Annotated in this window: 19 protein-coding genes, 1 other RNA gene and 1 pseudogene; 11 read left to right on the top strand and 10 right to left on the bottom strand. The window is 39.9% G+C overall.

Annotation, left to right across the window (positions count from 1 at the left end; genetic code table 11):
* The first annotated feature begins 153 nt into the window (after positions 1-153).
* The 4 genes from AN944_RS16165 (at position 154) to AN944_RS16180 (ending at position 4452) form a co-directional block, all read left to right on the top strand.
* Positions 154-1269 (top strand): CNNM domain-containing protein, encoded by a 1116-nt coding sequence (locus tag AN944_RS16165; RefSeq protein ID WP_055025679.1) that lies wholly within the window; start codon positions 154-156, stop codon positions 1267-1269.
* A gap of 215 nt (positions 1270-1484) precedes the next feature.
* A complete protein-coding gene (locus AN944_RS16170; RefSeq protein WP_055025680.1) occupies positions 1485-3239 on the top strand; it encodes a bifunctional UDP-sugar hydrolase/5'-nucleotidase in 1755 nt (584 codons plus the stop codon).
* A gap of 294 nt (positions 3240-3533) precedes the next feature.
* A complete protein-coding gene (locus AN944_RS16175; protein WP_055025681.1) occupies positions 3534-3836 on the top strand; it encodes a hypothetical protein in 303 nt (100 codons plus the stop codon).
* Between the two features lie 109 nt (positions 3837-3945).
* On the top strand, positions 3946-4452 hold the full coding sequence (locus AN944_RS16180) for a GNAT family N-acetyltransferase (protein WP_055025730.1): 507 nt from the start codon (positions 3946-3948) through the stop codon (positions 4450-4452).
* A gap of 6 nt (positions 4453-4458) precedes the next feature.
* Here the strand turns inward: AN944_RS16180 and AN944_RS16185 are convergent, their stop codons facing one another.
* Positions 4459-4671, bottom strand: coding sequence for a DUF3820 family protein (locus tag AN944_RS16185; protein ID WP_055025682.1), 213 nt, complete (start codon positions 4669-4671; stop codon positions 4459-4461).
* A 667-nt stretch (positions 4672-5338) separates the two neighbouring features.
* Between AN944_RS16185 and AN944_RS16190 the strand changes: the two genes are divergently transcribed.
* From AN944_RS16190 to AN944_RS16205, 4 genes are all read left to right on the top strand, one after another.
* Entirely contained in the window at positions 5339-6085 is a 747-nt protein-coding gene (locus AN944_RS16190; protein ID WP_055025683.1) for an AAA family ATPase, read from the top strand.
* Entirely contained in the window at positions 6045-6431 is a 387-nt protein-coding gene (locus AN944_RS16195) for a hypothetical protein (RefSeq protein ID WP_065108595.1), read from the top strand. The genes AN944_RS16190 and AN944_RS16195 overlap by 41 nt, the downstream gene beginning before the upstream one ends.
* A 262-nt stretch (positions 6432-6693) precedes the next feature.
* On the top strand, positions 6694-7518 hold the full coding sequence (locus AN944_RS16200; RefSeq protein WP_055025685.1) for a zinc-dependent peptidase: 825 nt from the start codon (positions 6694-6696) through the stop codon (positions 7516-7518).
* A 42-nt stretch (positions 7519-7560) separates the two neighbouring features.
* Entirely contained in the window at positions 7561-8040 is a 480-nt protein-coding gene (locus AN944_RS16205; RefSeq protein ID WP_055025686.1) for a nuclear transport factor 2 family protein, read from the top strand.
* 102 nt (positions 8041-8142) lie between these two features.
* Here AN944_RS16205 and AN944_RS16210 read toward each other — a convergent pair whose 3' ends face one another.
* The 7 genes from AN944_RS16210 to AN944_RS16240 all read right to left on the bottom strand — a co-directional run bounded on the left by AN944_RS16210 (position 8143) and on the right by AN944_RS16240 (position 18341).
* Complete coding sequence (locus tag AN944_RS16210; protein ID WP_055025687.1) at positions 8143-9021, bottom strand: hypothetical protein; 879 nt, start codon at positions 9019-9021, stop codon at positions 8143-8145.
* Positions 9022-9157: 136 nt separating this feature from the next.
* Positions 9158-10636: an HDOD domain-containing protein gene (locus tag AN944_RS16215; RefSeq protein WP_055025688.1), complete on the bottom strand. Its 1479-nt coding sequence runs from the start codon at positions 10634-10636 to the stop codon at positions 9158-9160.
* A gap of 298 nt (positions 10637-10934) precedes the next feature.
* A complete protein-coding gene (aceA, locus tag AN944_RS16220) occupies positions 10935-12260 on the bottom strand; it encodes an isocitrate lyase (RefSeq protein WP_055025689.1) in 1326 nt (441 codons plus the stop codon).
* Positions 12261-12340: 80 nt separating this feature from the next.
* Positions 12341-13996 carry a malate synthase A gene (gene aceB, locus AN944_RS16225; RefSeq protein ID WP_082420035.1) on the bottom strand — a complete coding sequence of 552 codons (1656 nt, stop codon included), beginning with the start codon at positions 13994-13996 and terminating at the stop codon, positions 12341-12343.
* A 1519-nt stretch (positions 13997-15515) separates the two neighbouring features.
* Complete coding sequence (locus AN944_RS16230; protein WP_144430209.1) at positions 15516-17210, bottom strand: GGDEF domain-containing protein; 1695 nt, start codon at positions 17208-17210, stop codon at positions 15516-15518.
* Positions 17211-17248: 38 nt separating this feature from the next.
* Positions 17249-17461, bottom strand: coding sequence for a hypothetical protein (locus AN944_RS16235; protein ID WP_055025691.1), 213 nt, complete (start codon positions 17459-17461; stop codon positions 17249-17251).
* Positions 17462-17498: 37 nt separating this feature from the next.
* A complete protein-coding gene (locus AN944_RS16240; RefSeq protein ID WP_055025692.1) occupies positions 17499-18341 on the bottom strand; it encodes an SAM-dependent methyltransferase in 843 nt (280 codons plus the stop codon).
* A gap of 336 nt (positions 18342-18677) precedes the next feature.
* Here AN944_RS16240 and AN944_RS16245 point away from each other — a divergent pair, with 336 nt between their 5' ends.
* Complete coding sequence (locus AN944_RS16245; RefSeq protein WP_055025693.1) at positions 18678-19208, top strand: outer membrane protein assembly factor BamE; 531 nt, start codon at positions 18678-18680, stop codon at positions 19206-19208.
* Between the two features lie 158 nt (positions 19209-19366).
* Here AN944_RS16245 and AN944_RS16250 read toward each other — a convergent pair.
* Together AN944_RS16250 and AN944_RS16255 are read right to left on the bottom strand one after the other, a co-directional pair.
* A pseudogene (locus AN944_RS16250) lies at positions 19367-19700 on the bottom strand (RnfH family protein).
* On the bottom strand, positions 19690-20127 hold the full coding sequence (locus AN944_RS16255) for a type II toxin-antitoxin system RatA family toxin (RefSeq protein WP_055025732.1): 438 nt from the start codon (positions 20125-20127) through the stop codon (positions 19690-19692). Before AN944_RS16255 ends, AN944_RS16250 begins: the two are co-directional and overlap by 11 nt.
* 203 nt (positions 20128-20330) lie before the next feature.
* On the opposite strand from AN944_RS16255, the gene smpB reads away from it, so the two are divergent.
* On the top strand, positions 20331-20828 hold the full coding sequence (gene smpB, locus AN944_RS16260) for an SsrA-binding protein SmpB (protein ID WP_055025695.1): 498 nt from the start codon (positions 20331-20333) through the stop codon (positions 20826-20828).
* A 72-nt stretch (positions 20829-20900) separates the two neighbouring features.
* Positions 20901-21256, top strand: a transfer-messenger RNA (tmRNA) gene (gene ssrA / locus AN944_RS21320).
* Positions 21257-21275 lie beyond the last annotated feature (19 nt).

Here is a 21275-nt window from a genome sequence, read left to right on the forward strand (position 1 = left end):
AAAACCTAAAACCTGCTAGCGGGCGGCGAATTATACAGATCCTTACAAAATTTCGCCAGTGTCACTGCATTAAAGCTTTGATACTTTCACGACTGTGCTAAAATTTCGTTGGACTAATATTGGTCTGCCATATGGAGGTGTAATTCCACCTTTATGATAACTCTTATCATTATAGTATTTATCGCCATTGCAATCTCGTTTCTTTGCAGTGTATTTGAAGCGGTATTACTGTCTGTTACCCCTAGTTATATTGCCAACTTGGCAAAAACTAACCCTAAAGCCGCGAAACGGCTTGATAAACAGAAACAAAATGTGGAATCACCACTAGTTTCTATTCTGACATTAAACACCATCGCCCATACCGTGGGTGCCGCTGTTGCAGGTGCACAAGCTGCAAAAGTCTTTGGTGATGAAATGCTTGGAGTATTCTCTGGTGTGCTTACCTTCTTGATTTTATTCTTTTCTGAAATCATTCCGAAAACATTAGGTGCTAACTATTGGCGTTCACTCGCTGCGCCTGTGTCTTTGATTTTGGTTTGGATGGAAAGATTAACTAAACCGCTAATTTGGATGTCTTCTCAAGTGACCAAATTAATGGGGAAAGGCGATGAAGGCCAATATATCAGACAAGAAATGAGTGCGATGGCTGAAATAGGCTTGCGTTCAGGCGAACTAGACAAACAAGAGTCATCAATTTTGACCCAAATGTTGTCAGTAAAAGAAATGCCAGTTTCTGCAATCATGACGCCAAGAACGGTCATGTTTAAATTACCAATTCACTTGTCACAAGGTGAATTTGTACAGCAGTTTCTAGCGAAACCTTTTACGCGTATTCCTGTCTACGAAGATGATCCGGATAATATTATCGGTTACGTTAACCGTAATAATATTATTCAAGCAGAACGATACACTCCAAAAGAATCTATTGGTGTGTTGAAAAAGAATCTGCTTGTGATCCCTGAAACCGCGAAGATATTACCGATTTTCGAGCTCATGATTAAGCGCAATACAAAAATTGCCATGATTGTGGACGAATACGGCTCAGGTGAAGGTATTGTGACATTAGAAGATATTGTCGAATCTTTACTAGGCTTAGAAATTGTCGATTCAAACGACCCTGTCACTGATATGCAGCAATTAGCGCGTAAACTGTGGGGCACGCGAATGAAACATAAAGGCATCGTATTATCTGATGATGGCGAGTTTACAAAACAAACAACCCAACATACGCCAGAGCCCGAGGTTGCGGCAAAAAATAGTACGATATAAAACAGTTTGATATTTCAATAAAAAGGGAGCCTAGCTCCCTTTTTTGACTATGATTATTGCGACTTTGCCAATAATAATACCCTCACAGAGTATTTATTTTTTGAGTCGTTTCCCAAAAAGGGGTTAACGCATTATCATGTCGCCAAGTTAATTACTTAAGCATTTACTAATAAGGGCTAATATCCAATTCGCTCTTACCATTTTTTGAGGACGAAATGCCGAACACCTATTCTTTATCACTTGCCCATATCAATGACACGCATTCAAATTTCGAGCCAAGTCAGGTTCAATTCTCCTTGTCGTTTAATGAGCAAACTTACCTTGCAGAAACGCAAACCGGCGGCTATGCCCGTTTGGGCCACCAAATTGAAACAGCAAGAATCGCGGCGATGAAAAACCAACACGAATTTATGTTTCTTCATGGCGGCGACAGCTTTCAAGGCACATTGTACTTTCGTGAATTTCAGGGCGCAGCAAACGCACATTTACTGAATATGCTTAAGCCAGATGCCATGGTATTAGGTAATCATGAGATTGATGCAGGCAATAGTCCTGTGTTGGCATTTCTAAATCGAATCGAATTCCCTTTGTTAGCCGGCAATATGGATTTAAGCCAAGAGCTTGAAGATAAAGAAGGTCGCTTAAAGCACCACCCAATGTTATTTGACTACGACACTGAGCAGCAATGTGCCAAAGTACTAATCAAACCCTTTTACGATAAACAAATTGCAATTATTGGGATCACTCTAGATCAAATGCCACTCATTGCTAGACCTGATCCTGACACCCACTTTATCAATGCTATCGACACCACTAAAAACACCATTGCAAAACTTCATCAACAAGGAATATACCACATTGTTGTACTCAGTCATTTAGGGTTAGATCAAGACCGTGAACTGGCTGAAAAAGTTGATGGGATAAGTGTTATTGTTGGCGGCCACTCTCACACTCTTCAAGGTGAATTTTCAGATTTAGGACTAAGTCACACAGAATACGGTGAACGTATTAATAGCACCCCTATCATTCATGCCAGTAAATATGCAGAAGTTCTCGGGCTCGCTCAAATTGAGTTCAATGAAAGTGGTCTATGCCTTTCATTAAATGGCAATAATTACTTTATGATTGATGAACAAATTAAAGTTTCACTCGATGCCAAACAGGCGAAAAAATCTGATTTACAAGACATCAGTCAAGCTGAAATTGATGCAGTCACCTCCCAGCTATTAGCTCACCCTGGAATATTGAATAATGCCGCAAATGATGAGGTTCACCAAACCATTATGCGAGATTACCGCCCTGCCTTAAATGCACTTGAAGAACAGGTATTGGCACATATTCCTCGAGATTTAATTCATACACGCCTTCCAAGTAAACACTTTCCACATGGCAGTGAAATTGCGCCTTGGGTGTGTCGAAGTATGTATAAAGCCACCAAACTATCAGAACCACAACTAGACTTTGCGCTGCATAATGCTGGCGGTGTTCGTCAGTCATTAATCAAGGGGAACCTGTCATTAGCTGACGTATTAGGGCGCATTTTGCCGTTCGAGTTACCTTTGGTGAAATATCAAATTCAGGGAAAGTTCTTATATCAAGCTTTGGAATCTGCCATTAACTCGGCAACAAATAATGGGGTAACAGGTACTGGCGCAGGAAGCTTTCCCTACACTTATGGTATTCGATACTTTTATGATGGCACTTTGCCTATGAGTCATCGTATCACCTTAATTGAAGAGTTCACTCAAGGCGAATGGCGAGCGATTGATTCACAGAAGCTATATATTGGCGTTTCAAGTGCTTATACCGCTGCGGGTAAAGAAGGTTACGATGCATTGTTAAAGGCGCATTGGCAGCAAGATATGGAGTCCATGACATTACCTGAAGCGTTTGTCGATTTTGTGTCGCAGCACGGTAATTTGATTGAAAATCCGTTACAACCGAATGTTCATTACATCAGTCACCGTTAATGTAGCTGACTTGGTGATCGCTGAGGTAACCATTACTGAATTTAATAGCAATTACACTTTTACTATGACTTGCCAGTTATTTCGTTAATTGTTGGTAAGCAAACTAAGATGCCAATTAACATAAGTCAGGCGTGCATTAGCCTAAGTTAATATAATTTATGATAATGTAGACTTCACAAATCTGCAGCGGATCACAGACCCAATGATCGCTTCATGATTTAATGATGTATCTTTATGTGGATTCATGACTTGAATCATTGCAAATTTTAGCCTAATCAAATAGGAAACAACTTCATGAAAGCAAAACTGATCAAATTAGCTGCAGCAGCAACATTAGCACTAGGCGTATCTTCAGCTTGGGCTGCAGGTATCATGCACCAGGGTGAAGTATTAGAAACAATGAACAGCGGTGGATACACTTACGTTCAAGTTAAAGGCGAAGACAAAACATTCTGGGCTGCGGGTCCACAGGTTGAAATCGCTAAAGGCGATACTGTCAGCATGAATGAGCAAATGTGGATGAATGACTTCACCAGCAGCACGCTAAACAAAACATTCGACGAATTATTATTTGTTGGAAAAATCGAGAAGAAATAATTCGATTTAACCTCAAACAAGACATAATCGGTTAATGATTTCATTAGCCGATTTTTTTTGGTTAAACTGCCGTAATACGCATCAACATAAAGCAGCATTAACAAAATTTATGGAAAACACCGCTAACCAATCAATAACACCTTTCAGCCCACAATATGCTAGTAACGTTAGTCTACTTGTCCACGAATGTATTCAGCACATTGACCATCCTCGCTACACACAAGCACATCTAGATGCGTGGTCAACTGCCCCTCGCTCAGCCAGACATTGGCGCCAACGCCTTTTACGCAGTCAAAGCTGGCTATTATTAAATAACGACCCATCGCAGCCGGAAGTGATTGGTGTCATTAATGTTGAAACGGATTTTAACCATCGTGGGTATATTGATAGTTTATATATCAGCCCTGGTAAGCAGCGACAAGGCTTAGCTGGCAAGCTTTATCAAACACTTGAGCAATGGGCTATTACTCAGGGTTATCATGCGCTCAGCGTAGATGCATCCTACTTATCTAAAGGCTTCTTTTTAAAGCAAGGGTTCCAGCAAGTGCAGCCAAGCTATCAAATCACAAAAGGACAGGTCATAAACGGTTTTTACATGAAAAAAGACCTCACATAACTCACACTACTTTTTAAGTAATGGCTGCAGCATTTCTTCTAAACCATTAAGTTTAACTTCATACATTAGCGCTAACTGCTCACCTAATTTTCCTTCAGGAAAGCCTTTACTGTGAAACCAGACTAAATAAGGCTCAGGAAGTTCTAACAATTTACGTCCAGCATATTTTCCAAAAGGCATTTTCTGGTTAATTGCTTCTAATAATAACGCTTCATTCATTTTGGCTCTTCCTAACTAATTAGATAATAGATTCGTATCTCGCTTATTCTGCTAATGCAGTGCGCTTTGCTCATCAAGGTAACGGGACGAATCATACCGTGAGTGATGGCTTAGTAACATTACTCATTACCACTTATAGCGTTTAACAATGTACTATCTGTAAGCTTCTAGGTTAGTTTTTGCATATTTTGTACCACAAGATATATACCGATTAGGAATAACAAAACTCTAAAAGGCAGCTTTTAGCTATTAAAGTCACCCAGACTTTTTTGCAAAAACACAAGAACAGAATACAAGCATCCCCTCGTCAATATTTTTACACGCTAACCTACTAAAAAATAATAAGTTCAGTTACCGTTTTATGACAAGAAACAAACCTGTCAATAAGTTGCCTCTAGTCAGTTTTTGTCAAATAAACACCATCAAGTCAAAATGACTTTTTCGTCAATATACTGCCAATTGACCCGTTACAAAACTGCACATAAAGTTAATAGCATTGAAGCTAAATGTTGCTATTTAATGACTGATTTAATCGAAGTTTGAGCTGTTTATCATCTCAATAATTCGGCTTTCAAATCGCAGTTATTGCATCATGCCCTTCTCACCAGGTTCACTGCAGCGAGTGTTTATATAGCCGTTCTCGTTGCACCTATCAGGAGATGTTGAAATGATCATATTAGTTGGCGGAGAAAAAGGTGGTAGTGGCAAAAGTTGCCTTGCACAAAATATTGCCGTTTTTCTCGCAAAAGATGCTAAATCAAGCATTATCATGGTTGATTGCGATCCACAAAGAACAACTTCAGATTGGATCCAAGCAAGAAATAACAACCCTGAATTACCCGGGATTAATTGCGTTCAACTATACGGAAAAATTCGCAACGATCTTTTAAGCCTTGAGCAGCATTATGATTACGTTATTGTTGATTGTGGCGGACAAGATAACCTTGCACTGCGAGCGACGTTATCTGTCGCATCTCATGTATTGATGCCATTAAGACCTAAGCGCCGGGACTTAAAAACGGTCAGTCACATGGACGACATCATTGCCACCTGTAAAATGATTAACCCTAAAATGAGAGCCTCATTTGTCATCACTCAATGCCCAAGCTTACCGAACCAAGCAGGGCGTATCGTCGAAGCTAAAGAAGTCTGCAACACGTTCGATATCAATGTACTAGATGCAATTACCTATAGCCGCAATATTTACGATGACAGTGAAGAGTCTGGCTTATCAGTTATCGAAATTGACCCAACAGGCAAAGCAGCAAGCGAAATCAGGGCAATTGCCTGCGAGCTTCTAGAGGTACAAAACGCCGAACAGATTATTCAGCAACGTAATGATGCCGCTAATGTTACTCAACTGAGGGGGACCTATGGGGCTAGCAGATCTCAAGAAAAACGTTACGCCATGTAATACGATGTTTGAGCCACAAATGTCAGTGGATGATTTTATTGAGGCTGCCAACTTGTATGCAATGGGAAAACAGCATTCAAGTTCAAACAGCATTGAAAACGCAAATAAACAAGCAATGGAAAAGTTACTTGCGTTAACAGAAGCTAACGAGCCATTAGCTAAAAAGCCAGCACCATTTAAACGGGCGACCTTTACGCTAAGTGAGGATGCAATTAACCAGCTAACGCTACTCAGCCAAAGTAGTCATACTGCAAAATCGAAATTGATCCGTCAGCTGATACAACAGCATTTCTCACTGCCAGTGGCGGAGCAACGAGAAATTGAACAACAAATACAAATAAGGTAATGAACTCTAACCAGAATTGACAACACTAGCATTGTGACGCAAAAAATAATAAATCTCCCTCCCCCTCCTTTACTGGCAGCAACGTAAGTTGTTTGCCAGCTTTTTTTACTCGCAAATCGCATCCTTGATATTATTTTTATTAGCTATACCTAAAATAAGCTTAGCATCTACAGATTAACCCTTGAATTATGACAACTTGCGCCCAATAACTATTTTAGGTTCAGGATATTTTATCTATGATGACTTAACACAAGGAAGGCAAATGTTTGCTCTTATCGCTTTGATTATCGTCTCAACGATTGCTATTGGTTTGATTATCACTAAGCCGAAACGCAATCAAATAAGACGTGCAAAGATCACTAAGCAGGCTTTCCCTAAACAGTGGCGTCAAATTCTCAAACATCGTTTCCCTTACTTTAAAGCTATGCCAACGGATCTTCAGTTACAGCTCAAAAAGCACATACAAGTATTTATCGAAGAAAAAGAATTTATAGGCTGTGATGGCTTTATTACCACAGATGAAGTGAGAGTCACCATTGCGGCACAAGCTTGCCTACTATTATTAAATCGAAAAACAGACTACTACCCTAAACTCAGACAAATTTTAGTCTATCCTTATGCTTTTATAGTGGAAAAGCAGGGAACTGATTTTGCTGGAGTTCAGTCAAACCAACGTAATGTTCTCTTAGGTGAGTCATGGGGAAATGGTAAAATCATTCTTTCTTGGAAAAGCACCATAGATGGCGCTGCTGATCCGACAGACGGACAAAATGTCGTCATACATGAGTTTGCACATCAACTCGATCAAGAAAACGGCCAAGCAAATGGCGCGCCGCCGCTACGAGATATCACGTCCTATTCAGCGTGGTCAACAATTCTCGGGCAAGAGTTTGACACATTGCAGCGCTGCGCGAGTCAACAACTCCCATCACTGTTTAACTATTATGGCGCTACCAACCCAGCCGAGTTTTTTGCCGTTATCACTGAAACTTTTTTTGAAATGCCCCATGATTTTTACCAACAGCATCCTTTGCTGTATAAAGAACTAAGCCGTTTTTATCAACTAGATCCAATTCATTGGCATTAGTCGTGATACCAATATCCGCTAACCTAAGTAACAGGAACTCCCATGCAAAAAGCCATTCTTACCTTATTACTCACCAGCAGTTTATGGGTTATGTCATCCCTCCCATCATCAGCGACAGTGGCGATATCAACCGAATCGAAACAACTAGCTGACAATGTACTTAACCAACTGCATCAAGATGCTAGTGCGGCAAATTGGGATAGTTATTTTTCTTTATACGATACTGATGCAGTCTTTTTAGGTACCGATGCGACAGAGCGATGGGATATGAAAGAGTTTGAAGGTTATGCCAGACCAACTGATGGTTGGCACTATGAGGTGCAATCTAGGCAACTATTACAGTTCGACAATACCATTGTATTTGATGAGCTATTGAACAGTGCCAGCTATGGTTTGTGTCGAGGTACTGGAGCTCTGCAATTAACAGATCAAGGTTGGAAAATCGTCCAATATCATTTGAGTATTGCAGTCCCGAATGAAAACGCCAAAGCCGTTGCTAAGTTAATTGGTGCGGCTAAATAATCGATTACACAAAGCTCAATGGCCAGCATGTTTAAGCGCTGGCTATTTTCTTTGTATAGAGCTTGAGTAGGGTTTTACAAGGTAAAGAAACGGTAGTAAACCTTAAAACTGCATATGCTCACTGATGATATTGACGATTTCATCTTTAAGCCATTGCGGCCCGTAGTCATTCATATCGTTATGTTTAGCATCTTTTATGGTCACCACTGAAATAGTTGTTACTTGTTCACTCGGTAGTGGCAAAACACCTTCATCAGCAGGATAATCGCTCGCTCTAATTGAAAGCTGCGTGATCTTGGCATTACGCAGTAACGGAACTCGTCGATGATCCAAAGTAATAATTCGCGAGATGTAATCAGCATAGTCTGTTGATGATACTGGTTTTAAATTACTCTCACTCTCACTAATTAGTGAAATACCTTGGGTTGCTAGCCAAACTGAAATATCACCACCATTTGAATGGCCGACCAATGTCACATGCTCAAAATCGAACTCAGGCAAGTATTGACGACTTTGCTGCAAAATAAAATCAACAGTATTAGCACCTCGTTGCCAATTTTCAGCGCGTGTTTGGATAAATGGCGGCGTTCTTGATAATGCAGGATCTGTGGCTAACTCATGCTGAATCGCCACCACTAAGTATCCATTTTGCTGAAATAGCTGACTTATAAATTGATAATCTGTGTGTAATAACCCATATCCGGAACCAATTATCATCACAGGACACTGCTGCTCGACATGGCAGGCAAAACTTTTTTCTGGGAGATATAACTCTATTGGAATCTCTCTTTGTCTGAGAGTATCGACAACTAGAAGAGATTGCGGTTGAACTTGTGCTTTATCGATTTGAGCCATTGAATTCACAAGTGAATTCGCAACTGAATTACCTGCAATAACACTCAAAATAACAGCCAATAAGATTAACGTACAAGATTTGAAAATGTAGGAGCTTTTACCCTGTGATACTAATGCTAATTCCATTTAATTCGTCTTTAATAAAATGATTAAAATAATAACTGATGACAATACTAAGCTGATGACAATACTAAGCTGATGACAATACTAGGCTAATGTCATGAACTTAAGTTTTTAGCCTAAACCTTGCACAATCCCAAGCTTACTTCATTGTTAAACCAAAACATAAATTAGCCAGCTGACTCAAATGGCAAAAACCATCAAAATCCTGCTGAGACAAAGGTCTTTCGGATGCATGCTTATCGGCATAAAACACCCCTATTACTTTGTCGTTTACGACAATTGGCGCAACCATAAAGCCTAAAGCAAAATTCACTTTGCTATTAAGGTCTTCATTTTTTCCTTGTTGAACCAACATTAGTTGGCTATTTTCAGCTGAGTGAATCAAGCTTGGTTTTTTAGCGTCAACGACCTGTGAAAATGGGTTCAACTCCCCTTGCATATCAATTAGTAGCTCTTGCTTAAAAAACTCTGCACTCTCGCCAAACACAACCCGAGCAGATAGCTGCTTTCGGTTAAGTGATAGCAACATCACCGCGCATCTATCAACACCAACCCCATCTAAAATACCTTCTAATGCAGTCTGCACCACTTGATTAAAGTCCGCTTTTTGAATGGCATGCTCAGTCAATTCACGCAGCTTTTTCAATTGCAGTACTAAATCAGCATCACGAAATTGCGGTTTTTGTTCTGGCTTATCTAAGCACAAAATGATTTCTGCAGTATCGGGAAGGTATTGAATTAACTCAGTAGCCCCATAATCTTCAGCTAACCTCATTGTGGCTTCTGCGCAGCGACTGATCCTCGACTTACATTGCTCAAGACTAATTCCTTGAATTTCTGCAGCAGCTAAGAGTAAATCATTGAGCTTTTCTGGGTTAACATGAGGCTGATTCAACGCTTCAGAAATTTCATTTGCTAGAAAAATAGTCCTTATTTCAGGCATTCTCTCATCAGGGTGAGACAGTGATGTGGTTAATACGTCACCTAAGCCCCAAGCTCGAGCAATGCTTTGAGTTAATTGCGAAAATGATGTCCCAAGATGCTCACGCACAATAGCCTTTTCATCTTTTACTGATGGGGAGACTAATATCGCTTGATCTAAGTTATCAACAAATTCGCCACCAATGCTCCAAAATGCACTTTCACCAATGCGATATAATAACGAAGCGATAAACACTTCTTCACGAAGTGCTTCATCATAATCTTTAAGCATCACCCGCGAAATCATGGCAGCTTGAAAAGAGTGCGCCATGAGTTTGATTAATCGTTGATACACAGACTCAGATAAATTGTTATTTTCGAGCAAGCTGGTGAGTAGTTTAGCGGTAATACAAATATTGCGAATGGTATCAAAACCCAGCACCACGGCAGCTCTACTGACCGTTGTAACGTGATTAGTGCCTTTATTATAAATAGCACTGTTGGCCACACGTAATATCCGAGTGGTAAGCGCATTATCATGCAGCACACTACGACCTAATGTCGCTAATGATGACACATCATCTTTTGCCAGCTTTTCTAAATCCCTGACGGTTGAACACAAAGCAGGCATTTCTTGTTCACTGATACGCTTGGTCCAGTAGTCGACGCCTTTAGTGATAGGTAAAGAGTTTTTCAATGCTTAAGTCACCAATTGTTACAATAGTTTTACTATAACTCTTTATGTGAGCGGATGAAGCATTCTTAGCAAAAATCATTCGAAAAATTTATCAAAAAAAACGGCTCCGAAGAGCCGCAACACAAGCGATTGGTTGAAAACTTACTGGGTAGGAAGTTAAAAATCCTCGCATTAAGAACGACAACTAGCTTGCGCTAATATTCCAAATACTGGATAAAAACCCGGTGAAACCTGTAGGTGAGTAACACCGGGGGAAATCAGCTGCAAAGCAGCTAAACTGTTACAAGGTTAATAAAGGTTAAAACTGCTCTTCTTCGGTAGAACCAGTCAATGCCGTCACTGATGATTTACCACCTTGGATACAAGTCGTTACTTGGTCAAAGTAACCTGTACCCACTTCTTGCTGATGCGATACGAATGTGTAACCTTTTTCAGCAGCGGCAAATTCAACTTCTTGTACTTTTTCAACGTAGTGCTTCATACCTTCACCACGAGCGTAGTCATAAGCTAAATCAAACATGTTGTACCACATGTTATGGATACCCGCTAACGTGATGAATTGGTACTTGTAGCCCATATCTGAAAGCGCTTGTTGGAATTTAGCAATTGTTGCGTCATCCAAGTTTTTCTTCCAGTTAAATGACGGTGAACAGTTATAAGCAAGTAACTGATCTGGGTATTGTGCGTGAATAGCGTCAGCAAACTTCTTCGCTTCTTCAAGACAAGGTTTTGCCGTTTCACACCAAATCAAATCAGCATATGGCGCATAAGCTAAACCACGTGAAATCGCTTGGTCGATACCAGCATTCACACGATAGAAACCTTCTTCGGTGCGATCGCCGGTGACAAAGTCACGGTCATACGGATCGCAATCTGAAGTCATTAAATCTGCAGCGTTTGCATCAGTACGTGCAATGACTAATGTATCAACACCGCTAACATCTGCTGCTAAACGTGCAGCAACTAACTTTTGTACAGCCTCTTGAGTCGGCACTAATACTTTACCGCCCATGTGACCACATTTTTTAACTGATGCTAATTGGTCTTCAAAGTGAACCCCAGCAGCACCTGCATCAATCATAGATTTCATTAATTCGAACGCATTTAACACACCGCCGAAACCAGCTTCAGCATCTGCTACGATTGGTAGGAAGTAATCAGTGTAATTCTCATCACCTGGGTTAACTTCTTTGCCCCATTGAATTTGATCAGCACGACGGAATGAATTATTAATACGTCCAACAACTGCAGGTACTGAGTTAGCTGGGTATAATGATTGATCAGGGTACATAGTGCCTGCTAAGTTAGCATCTGCAGCGACCTGCCAACCAGAAAGATAAATAGCTTCAATACCGGCTTTTGCTTGTTGAACCGCTTGACCACCCGTTAATGCACCTAAAGAATTAACATAGCCTTTTTTAGCGCCGCCATTAACAAGATCCCATAGTTTTTCTGCGCCACGTTTAGCAATGGTATTTTCAGGTACCACAGAACCACGTAGTTTCACTACTTCTTCCGCTGTAAACGGACGCTTAACACCTTTCCAACGAGGGTTTTCAGCCCAATCCTTCTTAATCGCATCAATTTGTTCTTGACGAGTTAGTTGCTTATTAGTGTTAGACATAGTGTTACTCCTTCCTGTGTAATTCGTTATGTTTTACTGATTAATATCGGTGCTCACACCCCAATGTGAAGCACCATTTTTTAAGCGGTTAACAGCTCATAGCCTGGTAACGTTAAGAAATCGACAAGTTCATCTGAGGTGGTAATTTCATCAAACAAACAAGCAGCTTGATTAAATTTACCTTGGTTAAAACGTGCTGAACCTAGTTCCTGCTCAACATTAGCAAGCTCTTCACTGAGCATCTCTTTGAATAACGCTTTAGTGACAAGTTTGCCGTTAGACAGTGATTTTTCATGCTGGATCCATTGCCAGATTGAAGTACGAGATATCTCTGCAGTTGCCGCATCTTCCATGAGTCCGTAAATTGGGACACAACCGTTACCTTGGATCCACGCTTCAATGTATTGCAGCGCAATGCGGATATTTAAACGCATGCCATCTTCGGTACGTTCCCCTTCACAGGGGGTGAGTAACTCGTCCGCTAAGATAGGCGCATCAACATCACGAGTAATGTGCAACTGATTAGTGCCTGCACCGATATAATCGTTGAATATGGTCATTGCTGTATCAGCAAGTCCAGGATGAGCGACCCATGTACCGTCATGACCATTGCGTGCTTCAAGTTCTTTGTCGCCTTTAACCTTTTGCAGTACTTGCTCATTTGCTTCAGGTGTTTTAGCTGGAATAAATGCCGCCATACCGCCCATCGCTAACGCACCACGCTTATGACAGGTTTTAACTAACAAGCGTGAATATGCACTCAAAAATGGTGTGTCCATCGTAACGGCTTGTCTGTCTGGCAATACACGGTCTGCATGCTTCTTCAGTGTTTTGATATAGCTAAAGATGTAATCCCAACGACCACAATTTAATGCCACAATGTTTGAACGTAACTCATAAAGAATCTCATCCATTTCAAATACGGCAGGTAAAGTTTCAATCAAACAAGTACATTTAATCGTGCCAGGTTTTAGACAAAAACGTTCTTCAACGAAAGCAAACACTTTTGCCCACCAACGTGCTTCAACATGGCTTTCCAGTTTTGGAATGTAAAAGTATGGACCGCTGCCTTTAGCTAAAAGCTGATGATAGTTGTGGTAGAAGTACATGGCGAAATCAAATAAGCCACCCGGGATAGCCTCACCTTTAAATTCGACATGCTTTTCTTTAAGATGCAAACCACGTACTCGACAAATTAGTACGGCAGGATCTTCATCTAAGCTGTAATGCTTACCGGTATTTTCGGCTGTAAAACTGATGTCACCTCTGACGGCATCTCGAAGGTTAATTTGGCCTTGAACCACTTTCTCCCAACTCGGTGCTAATGAGTCTTCAAAATCTGCCATAAACACTTTTACGTTCGCATTCAGAGCATTAATAATCATTTTACGGTCTACTGGACCGGTTATCTCAACACGACGATCTTTCAAGTCGTCTGGCATGCCTCGAATTGACCACTCACCGTCTCTAATAGCACGAGTTTCAGGTAAAAAGTCTGGTAATTCACCATTATCAATTCGTTGCTGTTTTTGCTGACGCTTACTTAGTAACTCAGGCACTTCTTGAGTGAACTCTTCACAAAGCGCAGCTAATAAAGATAAAGCACCATCATTAAATATCGTATCTTGTCCTGGGACCTCTGGACCGATTAATGCAAGTTCTGCACTTGTTGGTAATTCAGTATCAGCACTTGGCTGGGATTTCGCATATCTAGCCACTAATTGTTCTGCTGTCATATTAAGCCCCTTGAGCATAAGTCAGTTTCAAAAGAGAGAAGGTAGTCGTTAAATGTCATTCATCGTTAACTTGTCTAAGGTTGCCTTACCTAACCTTGGAAACTTGATGTACTCATTGTTATCCAGTCCTAAGTTAGTAAAAGAAGTTACGTAAAACTCAATAAGTCGTCTCAATGACAGTCTTACACGAACTCTTTAGGCCTTGCTCCTTTCCATCTCTATCTTCAAAACAAACTAGCCAATATTTAACCGTCAAATGTTTGTTTCGTACTAAAACCTAACGACAAACCTTTGCATTTGCAACAGCTTGAAATTGCTCTCGAGCGAATAAAAATAGCAATATAAATTGGTATGACCATAACAAATCAAAATATAAATACTTGATTAAAAACAACTTAAAATAAATCCATTTTGTTTTTATTTTTTCATTGGTCAATTGTCTTACAAGTTAACCAAAGACAAATCAAAGAAAATTAATCCGTAATTAAAATACGTGATGTAAATTTTTAATTACAGCATTTTTAGGGTTTTATACCAAAGTAGAATTAGATGTTTGTTTTGAACTGCCCTTAAGGTAAAGCAATTAAAATCAACAAATACAATATATTAGCTAAAGGGCCACCCCAAACTAATTCAAACAACCGTTTTAATTTTACGTTAACGTAAACGTAATGAGCAATGTAGAATATTTACTCTAGACGGTAACCGATGTAGTCCGATCAACATCACAAAAAATATTGGTTCAGCTGAAAAAAAAGACGTTTTTTTTACAAAAAAGTTAAAAAAAACTGAGATTTCGAGTTTTACACTGAAAAAGCGCCATTGTGAGCAGCAAAAAAGAACACCATGCATTAGCGATAGAATGAAGGGGTCATTGGTATAAGCTCAAAGATGCAACTCAAGATAGTGGCAGTGTCCCCAGGTTTAGCTGTTAGCTAAAAAACATACTCCTATTTGAGGTTCTACTCGTCGCTGCAAACATCGAGAACAATAAAAAGTAAGCAGTAAGCAGTAAGCAGTAAGCAACGAGGAAGATACGGCATACTAATGTTTTGAGTATCAATAAGAGTTCTGAAGACGAGAATGTTACCCCTTCCCCCTCTTTCATTTGGCTTTTCTATTCACACGATTAAGCGATACCGTTAAAACTTAAGATTGCAATAAGATGACGATAAGATTGCACTCAAGCGAGTAAGCTCTTAGTGGTTTAAAGATGCGAAGTAGCCGAAAGATAAAGCGCGAGTTACCATGCCTGCAAGCAGCCTATACGTAGCGTTAAATAGCGGGCTTTCGTTAAATTATCTACCGTGAAATTATCTACTGTTAAATGCGCTATCGATAAAGCACGCGATAACTTAAGCGCAGTGGTTGAGCCAAAGCTCAAAACATCACCAGTATTGAGATGTTAAATATATCAATAGAGAATGAGTTTTCTTTTACGAGATAAATGGGATAGCTCAGCGGTTGAAAGCAATAAAGCGAGATAGTTTTAGTTTGGCAGTTTTAAAAGTTGGAAGTGTTATAAACAGACGACCCTATTTCGACCATGAGATTTGGCCTGATAAAGCGCTGTATCAGCCCTGTTGATAATAGGATCTAAGCTTAAATCCTCCTCCGCTTTATCACTGACTCCTATACTGGCTGTAATGGTAAATTGGTGACCAGAGTATCGAGTGTTAATGTTAGCAAAAGCCTGACATACATTCTCTGCCACTTCATTAGCTAACATTTTATCCGTGTTAGGCATAAAAATAGCGAATTCCTCACCACCTAAACGACAAGCAATATCGGTACTACGCTTATATTCATTGATGGTATCAGCCACTTTCTTTAACGCCCAATCACCAGTAGCATGGCCAAAGCTGTCATTGATTTTTTTAAACCAATCTAAATCGATCACTACAACGCTGAAAGTTCCACCACTGGCTAACGTTTTAATAAATTCGTTCTCAGCCTTATCAATCCCTGCTCCACGATTAAACAAACCCGTTAATGAATCAACTTGAGCTTGCTTTCGGAACTGATTTCGTTGATTCCAAGCGGTATAAAGGAGTAAAGCCAATAACGCTACGGTACCTGCAAGTACCGTAGAAAACATAAACGAAGCGCTTTTCTCATTGTTTAAGATGCTACGCTGTTTGGCAATCATCTCGTGATCTTGTACTAACTTGTTTAACTCTCTGGTTTTTTCTGCACTATCAAACTTAACCATTTGGTAGGCATTTTCTTTAACCTTTTTCTCGTCTAGTAGTTGCACGCCAATAGCATGAGCTTGCACTTGATATTGATAGGCTTCTTTAAACTTTCCTTGCTTACTTGCGATCATCGATTGAACGTGAAAAGTTCGTTTCTTGCCTTTTAAATTCATCGGTTCATTAGGGAGTTGCTCAACAAGCTTGGCATACGTTAATGCTTGGTCATAATCTCCTAGATGAAAATACACTTCGCTTAAATAAGCATGGCTATCATGTATTTCTATATGAAATTTAAACGCTTGATAGCGCTCTAACGAATCCAAATACCCGCTAAGTGAAGCTTGGTATTGGCCAGTTTCAAATAATACGTGTGACTGGCCTTTAATAGCCATCGCAACAATAAGAGGAAAGTTATGTTTATTACAATACAGTTCTGCTTCTTTGAACTGAGAAGCGGACAATTCAAAATTTTCTAACTTTAGGTTTGCAACAGGTAAATATAATTTTGCGTAACATTCGTTTTTCTTATTTTCGCCTTTGTTTAAACTTAAAATCTCAGTTGCAGTGGTGAGCATTTCTTCAAATGCATCAAGCTCCATATACACGTTCATTAAGCGAATATACGCGTTTACTTTTATCTTGCTGTCATCATAACTATCAATTCGGGCTAGACTTTCTTCCAGTAATTGAAATGCTTGCTGATAATTATTCTGCCCAATATTGGCAGTGATCTTATACATCGAGATTTGCGTCATTAACTCGTTATCAGGCTTGAACAACAGCGCCTTATCGAGCGTAAACAAGGCTTGTTCAAATTCACCTAAATATAAATGTTTAATACTACTAAGCGTATGAAAACGCGCTAACTGCAGTTGAGACAATTGGTTTTGTTGTTTTTCTAATGTTTCAATTTGCCTTTCTGATTCGGTTAAATCTACTTGAAGCGCTACCTCTAATGTGTCCAGTTGCTGATCAAAATCCACAGCAGCATTAATGGCATCACTAACAAGTAACGCCATTAAAACGACTGTGAAACGTAAAAAATGATTAAGCACGGCTATTTTGTATGATTTGATATCAGCAAGAATGCTTTCATTTCAATATCACCCGCTAATGCACTCACTGCTTTAGCATCACCAGATAATACTGCTTTGATTTCATTTTCAGATAAACCATAGTTTTTCATTGTCCCCTCAGGGTCTTTTTTATAGGTTTCTAATAATTTCGCATCAGTATTAAGTTCGGTAAAAAACTCCGTTAAATTTGCCATTCTATTTCCTTATTTGTTATTTCAGGTTTGGTTTACGTTATCCGATATCACACGCACTGATCCCAAGCTTTTCGAGAATACTCAGATTAAGGCTAAGTGTTTCTGAAGGTGGGATCATCAAAGTCGAGATCATTTCTAAACGAGCATTGGGTAAGTTTTTCAAGGGTAATCGCTCGACTCTTGGTGTTTGTGTCGGCAAATTTGCAGCTTCATAAATCACGACTTCATGATCTAGCGGATACCACTGAGATAAATGGGCGACTAAAATATCTAAGCGTTCGCGTGTGGTAGAGAATTCCGTTAACGTATGCTCGCCAGCTAATGCAATTTGCCACAGCAATAAATGGGTTTTGGGGTTTGGAGTATGCTGATACAGCATAAACTGAGTTGCTTCGTAGCTTTGGTGCCCTGAATGGCCAGGGTCAATACCTAAATCAGCCCATAGACAAGCCTCAGCAGAAATCCCCGGTAGCATGTCAGCTTGATAACCTTCTTCACGAGCTTGTGCAATAGCAAGATGTGAAATGCAAGCAAACACGCCAGGGTGACCATATAACGCCACCACCACATTTTTATCTAACCTGAGTTCGTTAAGAATAGCGTCAACCATTTGTGCATAAGTATCTCGGCGATTTTTAACTTCACCTTTTTGAGCATAAAAAGGCTGTAATGATCGATGATTATCATTCAGGCTTTGAATCCAACGTTCAGTAAAACCATCTGGCACTAGAGAAAAAACAACATCGGCATGTTCAATATAACTTTGACTCAGCACACTAATGTGCCCAGCAAGTTGCAGACCCGTGCCGACAAAAACTAACCGACCATCTTTGGTTTCAGTATACTGTTTTACGTTATGTTCAGAGTAAATTGGTGACATTATTTATCATTATTCTTTCGTCAAAAGTTAATTACTTAACAAACCTAACCGCCAATTAAATCCTATTAATATCTATATGATTCAAATTTTGCATAAGCGCTTATATCAAACTTATAGAATTACATTCAGATTTTCCATGATTTTCTACATTTTCGTAACATCATCAAGCGTAAAAGAATTTATAACTAAGTCATTTACCGATAGCATCATTGAACTATATCTATAATATCGACTCTATTATTCACATCGTTATAGCATTCTCAGCGAATAGCCCCTTGTCAGCATAGGGACCCCTTGGGTATGATGTCGTCAGATTTTTAGGAAGTAGCACAGACAATGATAAACAAAAAACAAAGTCTTACCCTTTTAGGCGCAGTTGCGCTTTCAGTTTCTTTAAGTGCGTGTAGTGTTTTTGATTGGCTGATCTATAAGCCGGATATCGCACAAGGCAACTACATGGAATTACAGCAAGTTGAAAAGCTGCGTGTAGAAATGACCAAAGAACAAGCTGAGTACATTCTTGGCCGCCCAGTTCTTCGTGATAGTTTTGCCGATAATGTTTGGTATTATGTTTATCACTTCAAAAGTGGCCGTGACGCAAGTATCACTCACAAAGAGCTCATATTGTTCTTTGAAGATGATTTACTTGTCAAAGTTGAAGGCGACTACAAACTCAGTGAGGACTTTGACACTCCTCTAGAATCAGGTGCCTTGCCTTCGATTTCATCTCCTACTGTTGAACCTTTACTTCCAGAACAAGATCCTGCATCAATTCGTCGTGATGCTAAACCTCTGGTTGAAGAGAACCGTCTAGAAAAAGAAAATGACGTGCCAACAGGAAATGAGAATATGCCAAAAGGCGAATAAGCATTAAGTGAAAAACTGACTTATACAAAAAAGCGGAAAGACACGTCTTTCCGCTTTTTTATTGTGAAAAATAATCTAAGTACACAACAAATTATGACACAGCTTCATCATTGTGCTTGTTCAAGCTCAGTGCCCACTGTGTAACCTTGAAAATTTCGCTAAATTTTCGCACCAGTAATCTTGTTGCTACGTCCCTCTTCTTTCGCTTTTTTCTGCACGCTTACGGCGAACATCTTTAGGATCAGCAATCAAAGGGCGGTAAATTTCAATTCGTTGTCCAGGTACAAGCACCTCATCGTGCTTTGCTTGTCGACTAAAAACGCCTAATTTTACTTTAGCTAAATCGATATCTGGAAAGAAACTTGCCATGTTGCTTTGCTTTACCGCGTCAATAAATCGAGTACCAGGCGCAACATTAACCGTAATCACCTTTTGCTGCTCAGGTAATGCGTAAATAACATCAACTGGAAATAAGTCTGTCTCATTTGTCATGGTAAATCACCTTAGCTCGGTCAGTAAAAGCAGTTACCATTGAATTCATCAACTCTTTAAAAACACGACCAAATGCAATATCCGCTAGTGGATTGGAAAACTCAAAATTTAAATCGAACTCCACTTTACAAGCATCATCAGTTAACTCAGTAAAACGCCACATGCCATCTAGGTTTTTAAATGGGCCATTTTCTAATGTTAACGCCACACTTTTACCTGGCACCACTTGATTACGAGTGGTGAAAGTTTTTCGGATCCCAGCCTTTGAGACATCAACAGATGCAACCATGGTTTTACCATCAAACTCAATGACTTTACCGCCAACACAACCTGGCAAGAATTCATGGTATGACTCAACGTCATTAACCAAGTCATACATTTGCATCGCACTAAAACGAACCAACACATTTTTTGAAATTTTTGGCATGAATAACAACACTATCGATAACAATGAGGCAATTTTAACACGCTTACAGTAAAACGCATCCATTACCCTGATGATTAAACTCGCATCTTTAAGTGGTTTGGGTATAATCCCTTGATTAGTTTTTTCTCTCCCCCATATCTACCACAGTAAGCATAAGTGACTAGAGTTTTTAAATGGGATAACAGCGGGCAGTAAACGCGATTATGGTAAAAAAGAATTCAAAAAAGTCAAAGAATCCACCCGCTACGATTACACGTAATAAGCGCGCGACCTTTGAGTTTAAAATAGAAGATAAAATCGAAGCTGGATTAGAGCTTCAGGGCTGGGAAGTAAAATCCTTGCGTATGGGCAAAGTCACGCTTGCGGACTGTTACGTTTATATCAAGCATGGTGAAGCGTTTATGCATGGCTGCACAGTACAGCCTTTAAATACCGCATCAACCCATGTGGTTTGCGATCCAATTCGTACTAAAAAACTGTTATTAAAGCGCAGTGAAATTGATAAGCTTGAAGGCCTAATTGAGCGTCAAGGTTATACATTAATCCCCCTTTCACTATACTGGCGCAAAGGCGCTTGGGTAAAAGTTGAAATTGGTTTAGGTAAAGGTAAAAAAGATCACGATAAACGACAAGACACTAAAGAACGCGAATGGAAAGTAGAACAATCTCGCGTAATGAAGAAGTCTAGACTGGACGGATAATGTACAAACGATTGTTAATTGGTGAAATGCACTAGGTATTTTGGCATTTAACCGATACAATCAACAAACTTTGGGGGCGATTCTGGATTCGACAGGATTCACGAAACCCTGGGAGCATGTCGAGGGGCGGTTGGCCTCGTAAAAAGCCGCACTGTTATAGTTGCAAACGACTCTAACTACTCTCTAGCAGCTTAGGCTAGCTAGCCATCAACCACACGTCTTGCACATGGGCAGTGGATTTTGATGGTCATCTTACATCGTGCTAGCGAGGGAACCTTGTCTGGGGGTGAACCGCGAAACAGTACCGGACTCGCCTTGTAATATCCTGTCTTTCGGAGCTTGCAAGGTTAACCAAAAGAGAGACTAAACATGTAGCGCCTTGGATGTAGGCTTTCTGGACGCGGGTTCAAGTCCCGCCGCCTCCACCAAATACCTAAAAAGGGCTTA

It is taken from the genome of Shewanella sp. P1-14-1 (assembly GCF_001401775.1).
Classification (GTDB): Bacteria; Pseudomonadota; Gammaproteobacteria; order Enterobacterales; family Shewanellaceae; genus Shewanella; species Shewanella japonica.

Excerpts from the sequence above, each read along its gene's own strand:
- AN944_RS16175 (WP_055025681.1), top strand. The coding sequence starts at position 3,534 with ATGAAAGCAAAACTGATCAAATTAGCTGCAGCAGCAACATTAGCACTA.
- AN944_RS16210 (WP_055025687.1), bottom strand. The coding sequence starts at position 9,021 with ATGGAATTAGCATTAGTATCACAGGGTAAAAGCTCCTACATTTTCAAA.
- AN944_RS16235 (WP_055025691.1), bottom strand. The coding sequence starts at position 17,461 with ATGGCAAATTTAACGGAGTTTTTTACCGAACTTAATACTGATGCGAAA.
- AN944_RS16205 (WP_055025686.1), top strand. The coding sequence starts at position 7,561 with ATGCAAAAAGCCATTCTTACCTTATTACTCACCAGCAGTTTATGGGTT.
- AN944_RS16180 (WP_055025730.1), top strand. The coding sequence starts at position 3,946 with ATGGAAAACACCGCTAACCAATCAATAACACCTTTCAGCCCACAATAT.
- AN944_RS16190 (WP_055025683.1), top strand. The coding sequence starts at position 5,339 with ATGATCATATTAGTTGGCGGAGAAAAAGGTGGTAGTGGCAAAAGTTGC.
- smpB (WP_055025695.1), top strand. The coding sequence starts at position 20,331 with ATGGTAAAAAAGAATTCAAAAAAGTCAAAGAATCCACCCGCTACGATT.
- AN944_RS16165 (WP_055025679.1), top strand. The coding sequence starts at position 154 with ATGATAACTCTTATCATTATAGTATTTATCGCCATTGCAATCTCGTTT.
- AN944_RS16185 (WP_055025682.1), bottom strand. The coding sequence starts at position 4,671 with ATGAATGAAGCGTTATTATTAGAAGCAATTAACCAGAAAATGCCTTTT.
- AN944_RS16230 (WP_144430209.1), bottom strand. The coding sequence starts at position 17,210 with ATGGCGTTACTTGTTAGTGATGCCATTAATGCTGCTGTGGATTTTGAT.
- AN944_RS16170 (WP_055025680.1), top strand. The coding sequence starts at position 1,485 with ATGCCGAACACCTATTCTTTATCACTTGCCCATATCAATGACACGCAT.
- aceA (WP_055025689.1), bottom strand. The coding sequence starts at position 12,260 with ATGTCTAACACTAATAAGCAACTAACTCGTCAAGAACAAATTGATGCG.
- aceB (WP_082420035.1), bottom strand. The coding sequence starts at position 13,996 with ATGACAGCAGAACAATTAGTGGCTAGATATGCGAAATCCCAGCCAAGT.
- AN944_RS16200 (WP_055025685.1), top strand. The coding sequence starts at position 6,694 with ATGTTTGCTCTTATCGCTTTGATTATCGTCTCAACGATTGCTATTGGT.
- AN944_RS16255 (WP_055025732.1), bottom strand. The coding sequence starts at position 20,127 with ATGCCAAAAATTTCAAAAAATGTGTTGGTTCGTTTTAGTGCGATGCAA.
- AN944_RS16240 (WP_055025692.1), bottom strand. The coding sequence starts at position 18,341 with ATGTCACCAATTTACTCTGAACATAACGTAAAACAGTATACTGAAACC.
- AN944_RS16245 (WP_055025693.1), top strand. The coding sequence starts at position 18,678 with ATGATAAACAAAAAACAAAGTCTTACCCTTTTAGGCGCAGTTGCGCTT.
- AN944_RS16195 (WP_065108595.1), top strand. The coding sequence starts at position 6,045 with ATGGGGCTAGCAGATCTCAAGAAAAACGTTACGCCATGTAATACGATG.